The sequence below is a fragment of the Corallococcus sp. M7 genome (genome assembly GCF_054512695.1).
In genome coordinates this window covers 3,348,776-3,368,408 of sequence record NZ_CM137252.1, presented here as the reverse complement: position 1 = coordinate 3,368,408, position 19,633 = coordinate 3,348,776, and the positions used below count along the sequence as shown (strand labels likewise).

Genomic DNA, 19,633 nt, shown 5'->3' with positions numbered 1-19,633 from the left:
CGAAGAGGAGGGCGGTGGTGTTTTCGGGGGACTGCTCGCCGCGCGTCAGATCTCGTGGGCGGTCTGCTCGTACACGAGGACGTGGCGGGACTCGGGCAGCAGGATGATGTTGAGCGTGCGCCAGTTGTCGCCGTTGGGGCCAGTGCTGAACTCGCGGAAGTAGCTCTTCACCTGCGCGTTCGCGCCGCTGTCGCCGTAGTGGTCGAGGATGGCCTGGTGCAGCGGCTGGAACTGGCTGTACATCCGCGGCAGGAACGCCGCGTAGGTGTACGTGCCCGGGTTCGGGTCGTTGCGGTAGCCCGAGTACTCGCTGCGCGCGAGAATCACCGCCGCGGCGGCGTCCAGCGACGCGGGCGTCGAGTACGGCCACGCGAAGTCATACCGGTCCAGGAAGGAGTACATGTCCTCGCGGTACGCATTGCCCCCGCCGAGCACCGCGTTGAGCTCTCCGTCGAGCGGGAATGCCTTCAGCGTCACCGGGGCATTGGCGGGCGCCGGGCTGGGATTCGCCACGCACGCGCCGCCCACGCAGGACGCCTGGAGGCGGTAGTTCTTGGCCAGGCCGTTGCTCCAGCCCACCACCACCAGGTACTCGCCCGGCAGGTTGAGGGTCGCGAGCGGAATCTTGCTCAGCTCGCCGTAGCCGGAGTCGTCGTCCCCGTAGCGCGGCCAGTAACCGTAGCCGTACTGCGTCTTCGGGCCGTACACGTACAGGCCGGTGTCCACGCCCATGCCGGTGCCCAGGTGAGTCACTTCCAGCGCCACCTGCGTGTGCGCCGGGACGGTGAGCTTGTAGCCCTCGTAGTTCGCCGACGTGCCGGTGTTCCCCGTCACCGCGCTGCCCACGGAGAGGTTGCCCGCGATGTAGAGGAAGGAATCGAACGGCGTGGGCGGAGCCGGCACCAGCGGCTGCGTCGCCGTCGTCACCGTGTCGCCGGCCTCGGGGGCCGGGGTCTGCTCCGGCTGGCCACCGCAGGCGCCCATCAGGCCCACCGCGGACATGCACAACACCACTGCGGATCCACGCTTCATCGCGTCCACCTTTTCAAGGAGGGCGGAGGGGGGAACCCGCCCTGGGAGTGAAACGCTCCCTGTGACAGCTTGAAGACTGGAACTCAAGTAACAGATGAAACACAGGCGCCCCCGGTAAGCCATGCAACAGGGGCGCCTGTCTCGGCGTCTTAGAAGCTGGCGGTGGCGGTGATGCTGCCGCCTGCCGCCGGGGTGGTGACGGTGTTGTTGCTACCGCCCTGCCAGACGACGTTGCCGCTGCCGTCGCGCTTGAGGCACTTCCACTGCACGGTGGTGTTCGCGGGCAGCGCGTAGGTGCCGCGCCAGGTGGGGTACGCGGTGGGGCTGAGAATCTTCGTGGTGGTGGGGCTCCAGTTGTCGAGCGCCGCGACGCTGCCGGTGACGTAGACGTTCTGGCCCATCACGGTCGTGCCGTTGTTGCACACGAACTCCACGTTGGCGGTGGTGCCGGTGGGGGGCGGCGTGGTGCCGGTGGTCCACACGGTGTAGTCCGTTCCGGAGGCGGCCTGCGTCCAGCCGGTGCCGGGGGTCCAGGAGCCGGTGCCCAGCTTCACCGCCACCTTGCCGCCGATGATGGCCGCGTACAGACCGGCCTCCGCGCGCTGGATGCTGACGGTGGACTCAGACGTGAGGCCCGCGTTCTTGCGGATGTCCATCAGCGTCTTGATGGAGCTGCCCAGGCCCCAGTTGAAGTAGTGCGCCCAGTAGACGGTGGGGATGCCCGGGTGGGTGAGCACGTAGGCGTAGCCCGTCATCACCTTGGCGCACGGCACCGGCCAGTGGTTCTGCCCGTTGCCGCAGGTCTCGCTGGGGCCCGTGTCGTGGTTGTCCACGAAGGTGACGTGGCGGCTGGCCCACCAGCCGATGCCGCCCGCGGGCTTGCCGTCGGACGCCTTCAGGCGCGTGTAGTTGTTGTTGGTGAGCGCGTCGTTGAGCAGGCCCTTGGTGGCGAAGTCGAACGCGGCGCAGGTGCCCGTGGTGGCGTCCACCCAGTTGGTGATCTGCTGCTTCCAGTTCGCGGGGTTGTTCGCGTCGAAGTAGTTCGTGGGCCAGAACTCCCCCACGCAGAACCACGGGTCCGTCGCGGTGACGTACTCCTTCACGTAGCCGCCCGCGAAGCCCTTCACGAAGTCGAAGCGCCAGCCCGCGAAGCCCACGCCCTTCAGCCGGGTGCCCATCCACGTCTTCAGGTCCGCGCGCACGTTCGCCTGCGAGTGGTCCAGGTCGCGCGCCGCGGCGTAGCCCTCGCCGCTGTCCGCGTTGCCGCAGGCACTGGTCCATTCGTCACCGGCGGCCACCGCGCTGCAACCGCTCCAGGTAGGGTTGGTGAAGTCCGCCCAGTTGGCGGTGCCCACGCGGTGGTTCACCACGATGTCCGCGATGGGCTTCACGCCCTGCGCGTTGAGCGCGGCCAGCGCCTGGGTGAGCTCCGCTTCCGTGCCGTAGCTGGAGTTGAGCACGTTGAGCTGCCGGGGCAGGTAGCCCTGCGTGGACGCCGCGTCGGAGGGCGGCGGCAGCCAGATCATCGTGAAGCCCGCGGCCTTCACCGCGGCCGCGTTGTTCTTCACCGTGTTCCACCACCCGCCCGCGCTGGCGGAGTTCCAGTGGAAGCCCTGGATCATCACGTCGGTGCTGGCGCCATCCAGCGGCTTGGCCACGGCGGGCGCGGCGGCGAACAGGCCAGCCGTGGAGACGACCAGCAGTCGGGTCTTCAACGTCATCGGGGGACCTCGGGGTTGTGGGGGGAAGCGCGGGCAAGCTAGTCCCGGCTTCCGACACGGACCAGGACTCCCCGTTGGAGGGGGCCCTCCCACCCGGTGCATCCGAGGGGACGGCGCGGTGCGTTGGGCTGTGCAGGACGCCAGAGGTGTCTAGAATCCCACCCTCCCCTGTCCTCCCCTGTAGGTGTCGCCCTTGATTGAACAAGAGACCGCTCTTCCGGCCACCGCTTCCGCTGAGGAACCGCGCTGGGCCTGGCCCCCGCTGTTCGGCCTCTTGGAGGTGCAGTTCGGCGCCGCGGTGGGCTACCTGCAGACGGCGGTGCCGTACTGGCTGGCGAAGGATGGGATGCCGCTGGCGGAGATTGGCGTGCTGTCCGGCACGGCCTTCTCACCGCACGCGTGGAAGCTCTTGTGGGTGCCGCTCATCGACCTGGGGCCGTGGCGCCGCGTCTGGTACGGCGTGAGCACGCTGCTCACCGCGCTGCTGCTGCTGGCGTGCGCGATGTTCCCGGAGCCCGCGCAGCACCTGGGCGTCTTCACGCTGCTGCTCACGGCATTGCAGGCGGCGGCGACGACGGCGCACGCGGCGCTCAACGGGCTGATGGCCACGACGTCCAAGCCGTCCGACAAGGGACGCACGGGCGGCTGGCAGATGGCGGGCAACGTGGGCTCCACCGCGATGATGGGCGCGCTGGCCATCTTCCTGGCGACGCAGTTTTCCCGGCAGGTGGCGGGCATCGTGCTGGCCACGCTGGTGCTGGCGAGCGGCGCGGGCATCTTCTGGATCACCGAGCGGCATGACCCCTCCACCGTGCCCACCGGGCCGCTGTTCAAGGCGGCGGTGGACCGGGTGAAGAGCATCGTGATGGACCTGGTGAGGACGGCCTTCAGCCGCGACGGGCTCATCATGCTGGTGCTCTGTCTGGCGCCGGTGAGCTGCGGCGCGCTCACCAACCTCTTCAGCGCGATGGCGGGCGCCTACCAGGTGCCGGAGCACACGGTGGAGATGGTGAACGGCCCGGGCATGGCCGTCACCGGCGCGGTGGGCTCGTTGATGGGCGGCTGGCTGTCCGACCGGATGAACCGCAAGCTCGCGTACGCGCTGATGGGCGGCGCCACGGCGATGGCCGCGTTCGCCATGGCGGCGGGGCCCATGACGACGAGCACGTACATCTGGGGTTCGCTCGCGTACAGCTTCGCGAACGGCGCGGGCTTCGCGGCCTTCGCCGGCATGGTGCTGGAGATGGTGAGCGACGGCGCGGCGGTGACGACGAAGTACTCGCTCTTCGTCGCGGCCTCCAACTTCGCCATCAGCTACACCACGGCGCTGGACGGGCACGCGTCGGAGTTCCGGGGCATCGGCACGCGCGCCACCATCGCGGCGGACGGGCTCATCACCCTGGTGGGCATCAGCATCGTGGCGCTCATCTTCGTGCTCTTCCTGCGCAAGAAGCCCACCGAAAACACTGCTCTTTCCTAACACACAGGCACCCAAACAAAACACATGACAAAATTCACCTGGGTACACTTCAGCGATCTTCACCAGGGCATGTCAGACCAAAAGTGGCTTTGGCCCCAAGTCAGCGAAATCCTAATAAACGACCTTAAGTCCATTCACAAAAAAACGGGCCCATGGGATGCCGTTCTATTCACTGGCGATCTGACACAAAAAGGAACAAAAGAAGAGTTTGAAAACCTAAACAAGGAACTATCGAAACTCTGGAAAACATTTAGGGAGCTAGGTTCGAATCCGGTCCTCCTTCCCGTCCCCGGGAATCACGATCTGTTTCGCCCATCGACTACGGCGCCAGAGTCGATCGCGCTAAAGCAATGGCACAAAAACGCTTCAATGCGGCGAGAATTCTGGTCAAAGAGAGACTCCGCATTGCGGACGTTCACCCGCAGCAACTTTTCGGCATACACCGACTGGCTAAACAATCATCCCTTCCCTCGTCCCTCCCAGATGAAACACGGGGCGCTACCGGGAGACTTCTCGGCGACCCTAAAGAAGGACGAACTAAGCATCGGCTTCCTTGGCCTAAACTCAGCATTCCTGCAAATAGCAGCCGGCCGATACACAAATCGGCTCGCACTCAGTCCAGCTCAATTTCAGGAAGCAACTACAGGAGACGGTCCTTCATGGGCCAGCCAACACAATATCTGCATCTTAATGACACACCATCCGCCCGACTGGCTCTCCGCAGAATCGCAACAGGTGCTTAATGGAGAAATCGCTCCACCTGGACGATTCGCCATTCACTTATTCGGACACATGCACTCACAGGCCATGCGCAAGCTATCGATTGGGGGGGGGCAAGCTGCTTGGCGACAGTGGCAAGGTGCGTCGGTCTTCGGTCTTGAATCGTACGGCAATGGGAAAGTGGCTCGTACTCATGGCTACTCGGTCGGCAGAATTTCGCTGGCACCTGGGGCTGAAGTTGCGGAACTTCGGCAATGGCCCAGACAAGCAGTGAGAGAATCCTCCGGTCGTTGGAAAATAGTCCCAGACCACACCAATGCAGACCTCCAAGAAGACGAAGCAACCACACCGGACAATATCCCCATAAGGCAGCCAGCCCGCACGTCTGCACGCCCTCAAACGCTACGCATCCTCCTTCTTTCAACAGACAAAGACCTACAAGAACACCGCCAGCGCACTGCCGACTATCTAAGCCAAGTACTAGGCATTCACGTCGAACACGACAATGGCTCCAGCAGCGCATCAACAAGCAATTTCGACGCCTCATTCCTAATACAAGGATGGTGGTGGGACAATGGAGTCGCCGCAGACAAATGGCGCACAACGCCATCCCATGACCGAATTCTCTTAGCAGTTGAAGAAGGCGTTTCTTGGCCCCCACTCAAACTAGCTGAAATTTCAGCCCACTCAGAAATCCGGTCATTTCTCGCCTCCGCGAAGCCAACTACCACCTTTGATTCTCCCGACAAACTGCCCGAACTAATTGGCAAGCACGTAGCATCCATCATTGAAGAACGACATTCGAAGTCTGGATGGAAAGGCAGAGGACTGCGGACGTGGGAACGAAAGTATCTTGAGCTTCGCCTCCCCAATTGGACAACCGGAAGAACTGCAGGAGGAAGAACTCATCTCATAGACACAGAACAGGCGACTGAGCTTTATCGCCCAGAACTATACGTCCCCCTGTTAGGAGAAAATCCTCGCTGGCTTTGCGAGGATGGGCGACCCGACAGACCATTCGTCGCCACCGACGAAAAGCAAGCTGTCACACTAGAGAAAAACAACTACGCCCCCCTAAGTGCGTGGATTTCGCACCCAGAACTCCCACGAATAGCAATGGTTGGGGCTCCTGGCGGCGGGAAAACGGTCTTTTTAACGCGAATCGCAGCCCACCTAGGCTCTCTTTGCCTGGGCCGTCCCGTAAAACTAGAAACTCTAGACCTAAATGCGCTCAGAGGCGTCGGCGGCGAAATGCCGATTCCCATTGTCATCGAGGCCAGCCGAATCGCAGACCATGACTGCGGAAACATTTCGGCAATACTGACAACGATATCAAATGAGACAACATTATCCGACGGCTCATCCCCTCCCCTGCGCGACCTTGAGGATGGACTGAGAGAAGGACGCTATCTTCTTCTTGTTGATGCCCTCGATGAGATTTCGGACGCAACAAAACGAGGACAAGCGTTAAACATCATCAAAGGCATGTCCGGCAGCGAGTTCTTCCCAAAAACACGCATAATCATCAGCACGCGTTCGGCAAGATATACTGGCACACTCTCTTTTGGGCCAGAATTTGAAGTTGTTACCGTGTCCCCGTTCAACGACCCTCAAATAAGCGCTTTCTGCGAACGCTGGACACAGCACCGACGCCGCGACTACCTGACTGCGCTACTTTCCGCAGTATCAGGTCTCGCAGACAGTGCAGTGACAGAGGGCGACGATCGAAGTCTTACCGGCAACCCTTTGACACTAACCGCAATTTGCATGGTCTACGAGAGGCATAGAAGCCTACCTGATGACCGAGCGGAATTGTGCGCATTGTTAGTAGACGACCTATGCCGCTCCCGCACGTCAAAAGACTCCAACAGAGGCTGGACCTTTAGCGACGCAGATAAACGCGACCTACTAGAACGCATTGCGCTGGCAATGCAGGAATCTGGCAGCCAATCCTGGGCAGTGTCTCTAGCCAATGAAGTTGCACTGCGTGGGGTGCCTGCTTCGGAACTCGATAGAACAGCTCGCGCGGCAAGACATGTCCAGTGGGTAGCCGAACATACAGACGTCTATTACGATTTGAGCAGCCAGAAAACGGCCCAGAAGAAATCAGATTCTGGCATCGCCTTTTCAGAGAATACCTAGCTGCGAGCCGGCTTAGCCGAGAAGACATCACTGTTGCGGAACTGGTTCGAAAGTTAGCTCAAAATGGCCGCTTGGTCGACCCGTTCTGGGAAGACGTAATAAGACTTCTGGCTCGCTCTCTCGGAACTAGAGAAAAAGCCGAGGGAATGTTCCACAGCCTTCAATCGCTCGCCGAGAAAGAAAAAGGCAAATGGGGTCGTTTCTATGGCCTCATAGCGGCCGCAATCATTGAAAGTAGAGCGCTATTCCCAACAGTCGACACCTCCTCTCTTGCTCAGAGAATGGCAAACAAATACGAGAAAGAGGGCGAGCAGTGGCCACTCGCGGACAGGTTGCTTCTGTTGCAGGGACTTGGGCGATTGGACTCCGCACTGGGAGACCCAAGATTCCGAAACGAGCGGTGGGTCCCGATTCGCGCCAAGGGAGGAAAGAGAATATCTTTTGGTTGGGCACCCGTAACAGTGCAGCAATACCGTGCGTTCGTTGAGTCTTCTGATTTCACATCGCCAGATTGGTGGACAGGGCGAACCAAGTATACAACGCCCCCTATTTCGCCACTGAATTGGCAAAAGCAACTGCGTCGTCCTAATGCAGCGGTTACTAGCGTCACATGGTTTGAAGCAACTGCCTACTGCAGTTGGCTAACGTCAAAGAGAAGTGACGGCAACGTCGTTCGCTTACCCACAGCCGATGAATGGGTGATGGCTGTGATCGATCCGAAAACGGGCAAGCCTGCTTGGCGGGACACACGGGTCGACCCCTCCGACCTGACACATCGACTTCATCTTGGCCCAGTCGGTGCTTTTTTAAAGGGCGACGCAAGAGGTGTCGCAGACTTGACTGGAGTTATATATCAATGGAGTGCAACTGAAGGCAGGGTTTCAATCGGCCATGCACGCCCAAAAAAGGGAGCCCCCAAAGCACGAAAAATACATCAAAGGGATGCCGTGCGGATTCTCGGCAGCGCAATAATGGACAGAACAGACAATTCTCGCGCATTCACCATTGAACGATATGCACCACTGGTTCTTCCCGATACGCGTGCCGATATCTTGGGATTTCGATGTGTGCTAGAGGAGTAATAAGAACAACTATCGTCCCCTACCGGCCGGAGCTGCGCGAGCACTTCGCGCGGCTCAACCGGCAGTGGATCGAGAAGGACTTCCGCATCGAGGGCTCGGACGAGGCCTCGTTCGCGGACCCCCACGGGATGTTCGTGGCGCCGGGGGGCGAGGTGTTCTTCGCGCTCGTGGATGGACAGGTGCTGGGCACGTGCGCGCTGAGGCGCGAGGACGCGGACACGTTCGAGCTGTGCAAGATGGCGGTGGCCCCGGAGGCACGGGGCCGCGACCTGGGCGACGCGTTGATGCGGGCCGCGCTGGCCACGGCCCGGGAGCGCGGCGCGAAGCGGATGTACCTCGTCACCAACAGCGCGCTGGGGCCCGCGCTGGGGCTGTACCGCAAGCACGGCTTCGTCACCACGCGAGAGGGCCCCGAGGTGGCGCGAGAGACGGGCTACTCGCGCGCGGACGTGGAGATGTTCGTCACGCTCTGACGGCATGAAAAAGCGCCGCGACCCGTGAGGGGCGCGGCGCTGGGGTGCGGTGTTTCGGGCCCGAGGCTTACTTCGTGTGGACCGTCACTTCGGCGGAGAGGCCGGCGCGCAGGGCCATCCCCTGCGGCGGGTGCACCCAGGAGATGCGCACGGGCACGCGCTGCACCACCTTCACGAAGTTGCCAGACGCGTTGTCGGGCGGCAGCAGCGAGAAGCGGGAGCCGGTGCCTCCGGACAGGCTCTCCACCTTGCCCTCCAGCTTCTCACCGGAGAAGGCGTCCAGCTCCACCTCCACGTGCTGGCCGGGCTGCATGTGGCCCACCTGCGTCTCCTTGAAGTTCGCCACCACGTAGGTCGTCGTGGGCACCAGCTCCGCCACGGCCTGGCCGGGGGTGAGCAACTGGCCCGCGTGCACGGACAGCTTGGACACCTGACCGTCCGCCGGGGCGATGATGCGCGTGTCCTCCAACTGGAGCTTCGCCTGGTCGAGCGCCGCCTCCGCGCCCTTCACCCGGGCGTGCGCCAGCGACGCGTTGGCCTGGGCGGCGGCGATCTTCTCGTCGATGGGGGCGCTCACGTCGAGCTGGCCCCTGGCCTCCGCCACTTTGCTCTCCGCGGTGCGCCGGCCCTCCTCCGCCAGGGCGAGCTGCGCGCGGGCCCCCTCAAGCGCGGCCTGCGCCGTCTCGTTGGTCGTCTGCGCGTCATCCAGCGCGCTCTGCGCCACCACGTTCTGCTGACGCAGGCTCTGGGTGCGCTCCAGGTCCAGCGTGGCCTTGCGGGCCTGGGCCTCCGCGCGGGACAGCGCCGCGCGGGCCGCCGCCACCTGCGCCTGGGCGCCGCTCACCGCGGAGGTGCTCGTGGACACGAGCGCCTTCGCGCTGGAGAGTCCACCCTTCGCGCCGGCCTCCGCCACCGTGGCCTGCGCGTCCGCCGCGGCCGCCTGGGCGCGCGCGGACTCCAGCTCGGCCTCCGCCTGCTTCACGCGCGCCTCGTACGGACGCGGGTCGATCTGAAGGAGCACGTCACCCTGGTGCACGGTGGCGTTGTCCAGCACGGCCACCTTCACCACGGGGCCGGACACGCGCGCCGCCAGGGGCACCACGTCCGCCTCCACCTGCGCGTCGTCGGTGGACTCCTGCCCGGCCGTGACGAGCTTGAAGCCGCCAATGCCCAGCACGAGCGCGGCCACGACGCCGCCGAGGATGAGGAAGCCCCGCTTGCCGCGCTTCGCCTGCGCCGCGGCGGCGGGCGCGGGCGCCGCTTCGGGGACGAGTTGGGGAGCAGTCGTTGTCGTTGCCATGTCTTAAATCTCCACGTCGATGTGCGGTTTCTCGTGGGAGCCCCCGACGCTCGGGGGATCCTTGAGGAAGTAGATGAGCGGCAGCACCACCACGAACATCAGCGCCGCCAGTACGAAGAGCTTGTCGAACGCGAGCACCATGGCCTGCCGTGACACGTTGCCCACCATCATCTGGAGGCTGGCCATGCTGGCGCTCGCGGCATCCAGGCCGTGCTGCATGAGCCCCTTCTGCGTGGCGGCCATGCGGCTGGCGACCTCCCACCGCTCCGGGTTCACGTGCGCGGCGATGGAGGCCTTGGACAGCACGGTGTAGCGCGACAGGAGCGTGGTGAAGATGGCCAGCCCCACGGACCCGCCAATCTGGCGCAACAGCGAGTTGAGGCCCGTCGCGTCCGCCATCCGCTCGCGAGGGATGCTGCCGAGCGCCGTGGCGCTGAGCGGCACGAACATCAGGCTGAAGCCCACGCCCTGCAGCGCGATGGCCGCGATGATGTTGTTGGAGCCCGTCGCGAGCGAGAAGTGGCTCATCTCGTACGCGCCGAAGCCCGCGAACACGATGCCGATGCCCACCAGGATGCGCGCCGGCACCTTGCCGTACAGCCGCCCGACGATGGGCATCATCAACATCATCACCAGCGTGCGAGGCATCAGCGAGAAGCCCGACTGCGTCGCGGTGAAGCCCAGGAGCTCCTGCATGAACACCGGCAGGAGGAACATGCTGGCCATCAGCACCGCGAACACCAGCGCGCCCAACAGCGTGCCGGACGCGAACACCGGGTCCTTGAACAGCCGCAGGTTCACCGCGGGGACCTCCGCGGTCAGCTCGCGGATGACGAAGGCGATGAGGCACGTGGCGGAGAGGATCGCGCAGATGACGATGACGGGGGACTCGAACCAGTCATCCGCCTGTCCCTCCTCCAGGAAGTACTGGAGCGTGGCCAGGCCCATGCAGAGCAGCGTGATGCCGGACCAGTCCATGTGCTTGCGCTGCTTCTCGGCCTCCTGGCGCGCGGTGGCGCGCAGTTGCTCGTCCTCCTGGACGAAGCGGGCCACCATGAAGAAGCCCAGGATGCCCACCGGCACGTTGATGAAGAAGATCCAGGACCAGTGCCAGTTGTCCACGATGTAGCCGCCCAGCGTGGGGCCAATGGCCGGGCCCACCATCACGGCCATGCCGAAGATGGCCATCGCGGTGCCCTGCTCCTTCGGCGGGAACGTCTGGCGGAGGATGGCCTGCTCGGTGGGTTGCAACGCGCCCGCGCCCAACCCTTGCAGGAATCGGAAGAGCACCAGCGTGGGCAGGTTCCACGCGAGCCCGCACAGGAACGAGCCCGCCACGAAGAGCACCAGACACGCCAGATACACGCGCTTCTGGCCGAACATGCGGCCCAGGAAGCCCGTGAGCGGCATCACCATCACCGTGGCGATGACGAAGCCGGTGGTGGCCCAGGTGATCTCCTGCACCGTGGCGCCGACCGCGCCGCGGATCTGCGGCAGCGCCACGTTCACGATGGACGAGTCGATGGCGCCCATCAGCGTGCCGAACGTCACCGACAGGGTGACGAGCCACTTGTTGACGGGGGCCTTGGGCACCACGGGTGCCAGGACCTCCGGTGTTGCGACGGCTGTCGCCATGTCAGTCGACCTCGATGCCCTTCAAGAAGACGCGGAGGATCTCCTCCGCCCAGGCGGCTGCCGGAGGGTTCGCGGCGTCGTCCTCGCGCAGGCGGTCCAATGCGCCGCGCACCATTCCCATCAGGAGATTCGGGTAGAACGCGCGCCCCTCGGCGCGGAACTCCCCGGCCTGGATGCCCCGCTCCACGATGACCGCCACGCGCTTGCCGAGCTCCGCCAGGATGCGGCTCTTGCGCGCCGGGTCCTCCGGCAGCTGCACCAGCACCCGCACGAAAGCGTCGCGCTCGGCCGCGTGGGCGAACAGCGCCGTCACGAAGGCGCGCAGCTGCTCGCGCGCGGGCCGCCCCTCCACGGGGGCCAGGGCCGTGTCCAGGCGGTCCAGCATCATCTGGCGGCGCTTCGCGCGCAGCGCGTCCAGCAGGGCCGCGCGGTCGGTGAAGTGGTTGTAGAGCGTCCCCACGGACACGCCTGCCTGCTCGGCGATGGACTCCATCTTCGCCGCGTGCAGCCCGTCACGAGCGAACACCGCCGCGGCCGCCGCCAGGATGGCGTCGGCGGTGGCTTCCTTCAGACGGGAGCGCAGCCTTTTGACGGGCGCCTCAGATTTTGAATCTCGATTCATTATCTGAAGGGAGATTTAACCTCTTGCCCGCCAGAGTCAAATCGACCGGTGGTTCCAGAGGGGGGGGAGCAGGCAGGCGGCGGCCTACCCGCCATGTCAGGTCCTCAAAGACCCGCGACCGCGGTGCCAGTCTTTTCAATCCCTACCATCATTGACAGACGCGCCATCCCTGATGAGAGGATTTTGTCTGACAATCCCGGCCCGCGGGACTGTCCACAAGGAGCGCTCATGTCCGCTGCTTCGTCGACTCCCAATTTCCAGCATGGCTTTCCCACCCCCGGCCCCCAGTCGCCCACGGGGCAGCGGGTGATGGACCATGTCTTCTTCCTGTCCAACGAAGGCTGGAAGAAGGCCCGGGAGGAAAAGAAGTATGACCTGGTGATTGTCGGGACGGGCTTCTGCGGGCTCGCCGTCGCTCACCGCGCGCTGGAGCAGAACCCGCATTGCCGCATCCTGATGCTGGAGCGGGGCCCCTTCTTCCTGCCGGAGCACTTCCAGAACCTGCCGCTGCCTTTCGTCGGGACGCTGGGCGGCCTGTCGGAGACGTTCCCGTGGACGCTGGCGGCGTCCACGGCGAGCGGCGCGGATGGCACCGTCAGGTGGCAGCACGGCATGGTGCCCTTCTTCGGAGGGCGGTCCATCCAGTGGAGCGCGTGGTGCCCTCGCCCCAAGGACCAGGAGCTGGAGGGATGGCCGGCGCGCACCATCGCCGCGGCCGAGGAGAACTTCGCCCGCGCGGAGGCGCTGCTCCAGGTGCGGCCCGCGGACAAGGTGGACACCCACCGGAGCCCGGAGGAGTTGAGACTCATCCAGCAGCAGCGGCCCGTGTACGGCGCCCTGCAGCTCACCGTCCAACGCCTGCTGGAGCAGGGCCGCGGCCAGGTGCCTTCCATCTACCGGTCCGAACCGGCGCCGCTCGCCTCCGGCGACCCCGACACGAACGGCATCGACTTCCAGAAGTACGCGGCCACCGGGCCGCTGCTCGAGCTGGTGATGAAGCAGCGGCAGCTGGACCTGGAGCACAAGGGCGCGCCGCTGGACATCGCCACGGAGTGCATCGTCGAAAGCATCGTGCAGCAGGATGGCCGGGCGACCGCGCTGGTGACCTCGCGCGGGGTGCTGCCGCTCAATGACGCGAAGCTCGTCCTGGCCATGGGCACGCTTCCTCCGACGACGCTGGTGCGCAATTCCTTTCCCCCTCTCAAGAATGTCGGGGAGCGCTTCTCCGCTCACTTCATCACCTCCGTGGTCGCGCGAGTGCCCCGCGCTGACCTGGACCCCCAGGGGGAGCTGGGGAGCCTGGAGCTGGGGGCGTGCTACGTCGCCGGCAAGGCACAGGACTGGTCCCAGCAGTTCCACATCCAGCTTTCAGCGCTGTCGGACCGCGCTCCCGAGCGCAACGCGGGCACCGCGCTGCGGTACATGCCGGACGTGGTGGCCACCGCCTCCATGGCGCAGCTCCAGTCCTCCAAGGAGTACGTGGTGTTCGTCTGCGCGGTGCTCGGCGAGCTGGACTACCGCAATCCGAACTCGTGGTTCCGGGCGAACGGCGCGGACGCGAACCCCACGACGAACTCATTGCTCCGGGTGACGGTGAACGGGTCCGACCAGCAGACCTGGGAGACCATGGACCGGAGCACCTTCGAGGTCCTGGAGAAGGTGCTCAGCCCGAAGGGCCGGACCGGGTGCAGTACTGGCACGGTCCTCCCGACGCGGGGACCTGGACCTCCAGCCGCCCGGACGTGAAGGAGCGACGGGTGGACGCCCTCGTGCACGAGAGCTCGACGCTCCACATTGGCGAGGACGACAGCGCGCCGGTCAACCTGGACTACCTGTTGCGAGGGACGAAGAACGTCTACGTCACGGGAGGCGCGCTCTGGCCCCAGGGCGGCTCCTGGAACCCGACCCTGACCATGGTGGCCCTGGCCATGGACCTCGCGGCCAGGCTGGTCCCGAAGTACCACGGCCCCGCGCCCACGCCCTGAATGTCCTGCCGCGCGGAAGGAATGGCTCCTTCCGCGCGGTCCCGGGCGCCCCCTTCTTCAGGGGGTGAGCATGCCCAGCTTGGGCGCGGGCAGGTCCACGGACAGCTCCTGGGTGAAGCCCTCGGTGGCGTGGAAGCCCTTGCCGCTCACCTCGCCCGCGCGGAACAGCGCCCAGCTCTGGAGGCCGCGCTGGAACGAGCGCGTCATGTGCCACAGCTCCAGGCCGCTGTTGGCGACGAAGAGGTACAGCGTCCGCTTCGGGTTCCAGGGGTTGGGCAGCGCCAGGGCCAGGCCGTCATCCGCGCGGCCGTACGTCTTGCCCTGCCAGCGGAAGTAGCGCCGGCCCAGCTCCACCGGCAGCTTCTTCTCCGCCGCCAGCCGCGCCATGAGTCCGTTGTCCTCCAGGCCACCGAAGACCACGAGGTCGCGGTCCGCCAGCTCCGCGTCCGTCACCTCGGCGTCCGGCTTGAGCGGGGCCAGGCGCTCCGGGGACGCGTCCGCCAGCTGCTCGCGGTAGTTCGTCGCCAGCGTGCGCATGGACTCCACCTGGCGCGCGGAGCCGTACACGAAGAGGAGCTTGTCCCAGTCATCCAGCGTGTTGGCCAGGGTCTGGTAGCGCTCGCGGGCCACGGGGATGTCGTTGCCCACGTTGAACACCACGCGCACCGGCCGGTCCGGGACCTTCACGGTGAAGGTGTCGCTGCCGCTCTTCACCTCCACGCGCTCCAGCACGCTTCCCTTCTCCGTCTGCACCTCCACCAGCGTGGCGAAGCGCCAGGGCGTGCCGGACTGGTCCACCTTCAGCGTCACCTCGTAGCCCTCCTTCGCCTTCTGGGCGCGGGAGGTGAGGCGCGGCGCGGGCAGGCCTCCGCGCTCCACCCACTGCTTCACCCAGGGGCCCACGTCCTGGCCCGCGGCCTCCGAAGCGGTGCGGATGAAGTCCTGGGTGGTGAGCTTCTTGTTCGCGAACTTCGAGTGCACCGCGCCCATCACCTTGGCGAACTTCGCGTTGCCCAGGGTCAGCCGCAGCTGGTGCAGCAGGTACGTGCCCTTGATGCGAGGCACCGCGTACTGGCCATAACGGCCGTAGTCCGTGCGCGCGGCGGTGGGCACCACGTCGCCCTCGCGGGCCGTGACGTACAGGTAGCGGGCGTTGAGGTCCGCGAGCGCGTCGCGCTGGGCGTCGAAGGCCTTGGAGAGGTCATCCCCTTCCGGCAGGTCCTTGAGCTGGGTCCAGTACGCGGCGGAGCCGCTGCCGAACCAGTTGTCCGCGTCCGTCGCGGGGAACACCGTGTTGGCCCAGAGCTTCTTCTCGTCGAAGGACAGCGCGTCCTTCACGCGGGCGAAGTCGCGCTTGGGCTTGTCCGCCTTGGGCTCCGGCTTCTGCTTCGCCTTGGCGGCCTTCAACTGGTCCGCCACGTAGATGGGACTGAAGGCGGTGTAGCCCAGGGACAGGTGCGGCGTGGCGCCGGGCAGGTCCGGAATCCAGCGGCTGCCGACCATCTTCTCGCGCAGGGTCGTCTTGCCGTAGTGGGCCAGGAACATCAGCTTCTCGGTCATCTCCGAGGTGGTGATCTTCCCGTCACACGCGTGCGGACGGTTGATGGGGCTGGACGCCATCATGCGCGTGGCGCTGTCCACGTCGAAGCCGCCCTTGCCGTACTTCGCGTAGAACTCCTGGAAGGCGATGTCGCGGTTCCAGGTGTTGAAGGCCAGGTCCACCGGAGCGTTGCTCGCGTTGGGCACGGACTCCTTGCGAACCTCCGGGTCGCGGTTGTTGTTGTTGGCCCAGATGAAGTCCTTGAGGTTTCCGGGCGTGTCAGAGGCCTTGCCCTTGCTGCCGGTACGCCACAGCCGCGTCTTCGCGGTGCCCAGCAGGAGGCACGCGCCCTCATCCGTCTTGGTGTCCGCGAGCGTCCAGTCGTTGGTGTAGAGGCCGTTGTTGCGGTCCTTGAGGATGCGCTCCACGTCGTCGATGGAGTTCGCGTACTGCACGGCCTTGCGGATGCGGTTGCTCTGCGGGGTGCCGTCGATGTTGAAGGGCGTCTGGCCCACCGTCGTCTCACCGATGACGATGCCCGCGTCGTTGAGCATCCAGTCGGAGCCGCTGTGGATGCCGCCCGGGAAGGTCTGCATCACGAAGCGGTGGCCCTTGGTGGGCTGCACGTCCAGCACCACGTCCCAGTGGACGCCGGTGTAGCCGTTCCACATGAAGATCTGGCCCATGACGACGCGGCCATCCTTCGTCGCGGACTTCGTGGCCACGAAGGACGAGCAGTGGTCGCCCTCCCCTGCCCGGCCGTTCTCGTCCTCGCCCTTGAGGAAGGTGCGGCCGGAGAGCGGGGACGCGGTGACGCGGTTCGCGTCCTCCAACTGGCCCAGGTCCACGGCGGAGTTGATGGCGACGACGTCGAGCACGTCCAGGTCGCGCTCCTTGCCGTCCGGGCTCTTGAACTTCGCGCCGCCCACGTTCGCGCCGTCGGCGATGCCCTTCATCTCCTCCAGGTACTCGGGGTCGAAGCGGCGCAGGAACAGCGAGTCCGCGAGCAAGCGCACCTGCGCCCAGCCCTTCGCGGCATCCGCCTTGTCCTTCTGGATGCCCAGCTTCTCGATGTAGCGGACGATCTCCTGCGACACGAGCTCGCCGTACTGACGGCCGCGCTCGTAGGGCTCGCCTTCGATGTGCACGTACACCCAGCCGCCGTCGTCGTAGCGGAAGCCCTTGCCGGCCCACCGCACGCTCTCCATGGGGATGTACTGGGTGATGTCGTCCACCGGCTCCAGCTTCACGTCGTCGAACCACGCGGTGCCGGTGGCCTTGCCGTTGTGGCCCAGGTGCGCGCGCACGCGGTCATTGGACGTGGTGGCGAAGAACAGCACCTGCACCCGGCCGCTCTGGTCCGCGCCCTGCGGCGGCGAGCAGTTGGTGAAGGGGAAGCTCTGCATGGACAGACACGCGCCCAGCGCCGTGGGGTAGCGGGCCTGCGCGTCCGCCTGGACGCCCTGGGTGCGCACCCAGGCGGAGAGCCGGTAGAGGCGGCCCACCTGGAGCTTCACGGGCTCGGACACGACGGTGGTCTCGGCGCCACCCTGGGGGCTTTCGATGACGAGGCTGCGGCTACCCTCCGACTTCGCGTCGGTGCGGGCGGACACCTTGCCCTGGCCGGACGCAGTCCAGCCCTGGGGGAGGCCGGTGGCGGCGGCGGTCTCGAAGCCGGCGTTGGGGACGGCGATGGACGCGGGGGCCGCCCAGGCGGAGGCCGAGGCGCATGCGGCCAGCGTGGGCCAGAGCAGACGGGAGCGTTTCCACATCAGACGCAGGTGGGACATGGCTTGCTCATGGGAAGGAGGAATGGGTGCGGCATCCTGTCACGTCATACGCGGACGTGCTGCCACGCATTGCGCGGGGTTCACTCCCCGCGCGGTTGGACCGCTTCACGCCATGACGCCCTGTTCCATGACGGGCCGAATTCGACAGCAAGGCGCGGAGTGCTGGCCTTTGCACCGGGGGTTAGGTTTCGCCTCGTGGACATTGAAGGGAGGCGGAACATGGCGACGAAGACGGAAGCCCTCGCGGCGGCGACGGCGGGCGACCCGCGCTGGGCGGCGGTCGTCGCCCGGGACGCGGCGGCGGACGGGCGCTTCTTCTATTCCGTGCGGACGACGGGCGTGTACTGCCGTCCGTCGTGTGGCGCGAGGACGCCGAGGCCGGAGAATGTGGGTTTCCACATGACGGTGGCGGCGGCGGAGCTGGCGGGGTTCCGGGCGTGCAAGCGGTGCAAGCCGGGGGAGCCCTCGCTCGCCGTGAAGCACGCGGACCGGGTGGCCGAGCTGTGCCGCTTCATCCAGGCGGCTGAAGAGATGCCGAGCCTGGAGGAGCTGGCGGAGCGCGCGGGGCTGTCGCCGTACCACCTGCACCGCGTGTTCAAGGCCGTGACGGGGCTGACGCCGAAAGGCTACGCGGCGGCGCAGCGGGCGGAGCGGATCCGCGCGGGGCTGACGAAGCGCGGCTCCGTCACCGAGGCCATCTACGACGCCGGCTTCAATTCGAGCGGCCGCTTCTACGAAACCTCCAGCCAGGTCCTGGGCATGACACCGACGAACTTCCGCGCCGGGGGCGCGAACACACAAATCCACTTCGCCATCGCGGAGTGCTCTCTGGGCCCCATCCTGGTGGCCACGAGCGACCGGGGCGTGTGCGCCATCCTGATGGGGGATGATCCGGACGCGCTGGCGAAGGACCTCCAGGACCGCTTCCCGCAGGCGACGTTGGTGGGTGGAGACGCGAAGTTCGAGCAACTGGTGGCCAAGGTCGTGGGCTTCGTGGAGGCGCCGCGCGTGGGGCTGGACCTGCCCCTGGACGTGCGAGGCACGGCGTTCCAGCAGCGCGTGTGGCAGGCGCTGCGAGAGATTCCGGCGGGGAAGACGGCGAGCTACGCGGACATCGCGGAGCGGATTGGTTCACCGAAGTCCGTGCGGGCCGTGGCGCAGGCCTGTGGCGCGAACGCGCTGGCGGTGGTGATTCCGTGCCACCGGGTGGTGCGCAATGACGGCGCGCTGTCTGGTTACCGCTGGGGCGTGGAGCGCAAGCGCGCGCTGCTGGAGCGTGAGGCCCAGCGGTGAGGAACTGGGAAGAAACGGGCCGGGAGCTGGATGCCCGTGGGTGCGCGGTGCTGGAGCAACTGCTCACGCCTGACGCGTGCGAAGCGTTGGCGCTGCTCTACGACCTGGAAGATGCCTTCCGCAGCCGCGTGGTGATGGCACGGCACGGATTTGGCCGGGGTGAATACAAATACTTCGACCATCCGCTGCCGGAGGTCGTGACGGAGCTGCGCACGGCGCTGTACCCGTGCCTGGCGCCCATCGCGAACCGTTGGAACACGGCCATGGGCATCGACGTGCGGTATCCAGACAATCACGCGGACTTCCTCGCGCGTTGCCATGAAGCTGGACAGGTCCGGCCCACTCCCCTGCTCCTGCGCTACGGCGTGGACGACTACAACTGCTTGCACCAGGACCTGTATGGGGAGCACGTCTTCCCGCTCCAGGTGGCCATCCTCCTCTCCGAACCCGGACGGGACTTCACGGGCGGCGAGTTCGTGCTGACGGAGCAGCGGCCGCGGATGCAGTCTCGCGCGGAAGTCGTTCCCCTGCGTCAGGGAGACGCGGTCGTCTTCGCGGTGCATCATCGCCCGGTCCAGGGCACGCGAGGCACCTACCGCGTCAATCTGCGTCACGGCGTCAGCCGCGTGCGCTCCGGCATGAGGCACACGGCTGGCATCATTTTCCATGATGCGGCGTAGCTCCTGGTATTGGGCACACATTCAACTATTGGGGCTATTCCCACCCATCCGGAGAGTTCTTGATTTGAACACCTGAGATTGTCCACTCTGAGCAAATGACAAAGCTCAGGCAACTCCTGTTGGCGGCCTTCGCAGTGG

14 protein-coding genes are annotated in these 19,633 nt (G+C 65.6%); 8 read left to right on the top strand and 6 right to left on the bottom strand.

Annotated features, from left to right (window positions below; genetic code table 11):
* Positions 1 to 45 precede the first annotated feature (45 nt).
* Positions 46 to 1,032: a hypothetical protein gene (locus ACX114_RS13695; RefSeq protein WP_459298261.1), complete on the bottom strand. Its 987-nt coding sequence runs from the start codon at positions 1,030 to 1,032 to the stop codon at positions 46 to 48.
* 149 nt (positions 1,033 to 1,181) lie between these two features.
* Complete coding sequence (locus ACX114_RS13690) at positions 1,182 to 2,753, bottom strand: glucan 1,4-alpha-maltotetraohydrolase domain-containing protein (protein ID WP_459298259.1); 1,572 nt, start codon at positions 2,751 to 2,753, stop codon at positions 1,182 to 1,184.
* Between the two features lie 193 nt (positions 2,754 to 2,946).
* Here ACX114_RS13690 and ACX114_RS13685 point away from each other — a divergent pair, with 193 nt between their 5' ends.
* The 4 genes from ACX114_RS13685 (at position 2,947) to ACX114_RS13670 (ending at position 8,650) form a co-directional block, all read left to right on the top strand.
* On the top strand, positions 2,947 to 4,233 hold the full coding sequence (locus ACX114_RS13685; protein WP_459298257.1) for an MFS transporter: 1,287 nt from the start codon (positions 2,947 to 2,949) through the stop codon (positions 4,231 to 4,233).
* A 24-nt stretch (positions 4,234 to 4,257) separates the two neighbouring features.
* Positions 4,258 to 7,095: a metallophosphoesterase gene (locus ACX114_RS13680; protein ID WP_459298255.1), complete on the top strand. Its 2,838-nt coding sequence runs from the start codon at positions 4,258 to 4,260 to the stop codon at positions 7,093 to 7,095.
* 146 nt (positions 7,096 to 7,241) lie between these two features.
* Positions 7,242 to 8,177, top strand: coding sequence for a formylglycine-generating enzyme family protein (locus ACX114_RS13675; protein WP_459298253.1), 936 nt, complete (start codon positions 7,242 to 7,244; stop codon positions 8,175 to 8,177).
* The gene (locus ACX114_RS13670) at positions 8,159 to 8,650 is read left to right on the top strand and encodes a GNAT family N-acetyltransferase (protein ID WP_459298251.1); all 492 of its coding nucleotides are present in this window, start codon (positions 8,159 to 8,161) and stop codon (positions 8,648 to 8,650) included. Before ACX114_RS13675 ends, ACX114_RS13670 begins: the two co-directional genes overlap by 19 nt.
* A 67-nt stretch (positions 8,651 to 8,717) precedes the next feature.
* On the opposite strand, the gene ACX114_RS13665 is transcribed toward ACX114_RS13670, so the two are convergent.
* From ACX114_RS13665 to ACX114_RS13655, 3 genes are read right to left on the bottom strand one after another with little or no spacing between them, the layout of a single operon-like run.
* Positions 8,718 to 9,950 carry an HlyD family secretion protein gene (locus ACX114_RS13665; RefSeq protein WP_459298249.1) on the bottom strand — a complete coding sequence of 411 codons (1,233 nt, stop codon included), beginning with the start codon at positions 9,948 to 9,950 and terminating at the stop codon, positions 8,718 to 8,720.
* A 3-nt stretch (positions 9,951 to 9,953) separates the two neighbouring features.
* Positions 9,954 to 11,585, bottom strand: coding sequence for a DHA2 family efflux MFS transporter permease subunit (locus ACX114_RS13660; protein ID WP_459298247.1), 1,632 nt, complete (start codon positions 11,583 to 11,585; stop codon positions 9,954 to 9,956).
* A 1-nt stretch (position 11,586) separates the two neighbouring features.
* Positions 11,587 to 12,207, bottom strand: coding sequence for a TetR/AcrR family transcriptional regulator (locus ACX114_RS13655; RefSeq protein WP_459298245.1), 621 nt, complete (start codon positions 12,205 to 12,207; stop codon positions 11,587 to 11,589).
* Positions 12,208 to 12,435: 228 nt separating this feature from the next.
* Between ACX114_RS13655 and ACX114_RS13650 the strand changes: the two genes are divergently transcribed.
* Positions 12,436 to 13,953 carry a GMC family oxidoreductase gene (locus ACX114_RS13650; RefSeq protein WP_459298243.1) on the top strand — a complete coding sequence of 506 codons (1,518 nt, stop codon included), beginning with the start codon at positions 12,436 to 12,438 and terminating at the stop codon, positions 13,951 to 13,953.
* Between the two features lie 11 nt (positions 13,954 to 13,964).
* Positions 13,965 to 14,192: a GMC oxidoreductase gene (locus ACX114_RS13645; protein ID WP_459298241.1), complete on the top strand. Its 228-nt coding sequence runs from the start codon at positions 13,965 to 13,967 to the stop codon at positions 14,190 to 14,192.
* Between the two features lie 57 nt (positions 14,193 to 14,249).
* Here ACX114_RS13645 and ACX114_RS13640 read toward each other — a convergent pair whose 3' ends face one another.
* Positions 14,250 to 17,522: a C45 family autoproteolytic acyltransferase/hydolase gene (locus tag ACX114_RS13640; protein ID WP_459298239.1), complete on the bottom strand. Its 3,273-nt coding sequence runs from the start codon at positions 17,520 to 17,522 to the stop codon at positions 14,250 to 14,252.
* 219 nt (positions 17,523 to 17,741) lie between these two features.
* Here ACX114_RS13640 and ada point away from each other — a divergent pair, with 219 nt between their 5' ends.
* On the top strand, positions 17,742 to 18,815 hold the full coding sequence (gene ada / locus ACX114_RS13635) for a bifunctional DNA-binding transcriptional regulator/O6-methylguanine-DNA methyltransferase Ada (RefSeq protein ID WP_459298237.1): 1,074 nt from the start codon (positions 17,742 to 17,744) through the stop codon (positions 18,813 to 18,815).
* On the top strand, positions 18,812 to 19,495 hold the full coding sequence (locus ACX114_RS13630; protein WP_459298235.1) for a 2OG-Fe(II) oxygenase: 684 nt from the start codon (positions 18,812 to 18,814) through the stop codon (positions 19,493 to 19,495). Before ada ends, ACX114_RS13630 begins: the two co-directional genes overlap by 4 nt.
* Positions 19,496 to 19,633: the final 138 nt, after the last annotated feature.

Coding starts and splice junctions, on each gene's coding strand:
- ada (WP_459298237.1), top strand. CDS start 17,742: ATGGCGACGAAGACGGAAGCCCTCGCGGCGGCGACGGCGGGCGACCCG.
- ACX114_RS13670 (WP_459298251.1), top strand. CDS start 8,159: ATGTGTGCTAGAGGAGTAATAAGAACAACTATCGTCCCCTACCGGCCG.
- ACX114_RS13650 (WP_459298243.1), top strand. CDS start 12,436: ATGTCCGCTGCTTCGTCGACTCCCAATTTCCAGCATGGCTTTCCCACC.
- ACX114_RS13655 (WP_459298245.1), bottom strand. CDS start 12,207: ATGAATCGAGATTCAAAATCTGAGGCGCCCGTCAAAAGGCTGCGCTCC.
- ACX114_RS13680 (WP_459298255.1), top strand. CDS start 4,258: ATGACAAAATTCACCTGGGTACACTTCAGCGATCTTCACCAGGGCATG.
- ACX114_RS13640 (WP_459298239.1), bottom strand. CDS start 17,522: ATGTCCCACCTGCGTCTGATGTGGAAACGCTCCCGTCTGCTCTGGCCC.
- ACX114_RS13675 (WP_459298253.1), top strand. CDS start 7,242: ATGTTCCACAGCCTTCAATCGCTCGCCGAGAAAGAAAAAGGCAAATGG.
- ACX114_RS13690 (WP_459298259.1), bottom strand. CDS start 2,753: ATGACGTTGAAGACCCGACTGCTGGTCGTCTCCACGGCTGGCCTGTTC.
- ACX114_RS13660 (WP_459298247.1), bottom strand. CDS start 11,585: ATGGCGACAGCCGTCGCAACACCGGAGGTCCTGGCACCCGTGGTGCCC.
- ACX114_RS13665 (WP_459298249.1), bottom strand. CDS start 9,950: ATGGCAACGACAACGACTGCTCCCCAACTCGTCCCCGAAGCGGCGCCC.
- ACX114_RS13695 (WP_459298261.1), bottom strand. CDS start 1,032: ATGAAGCGTGGATCCGCAGTGGTGTTGTGCATGTCCGCGGTGGGCCTG.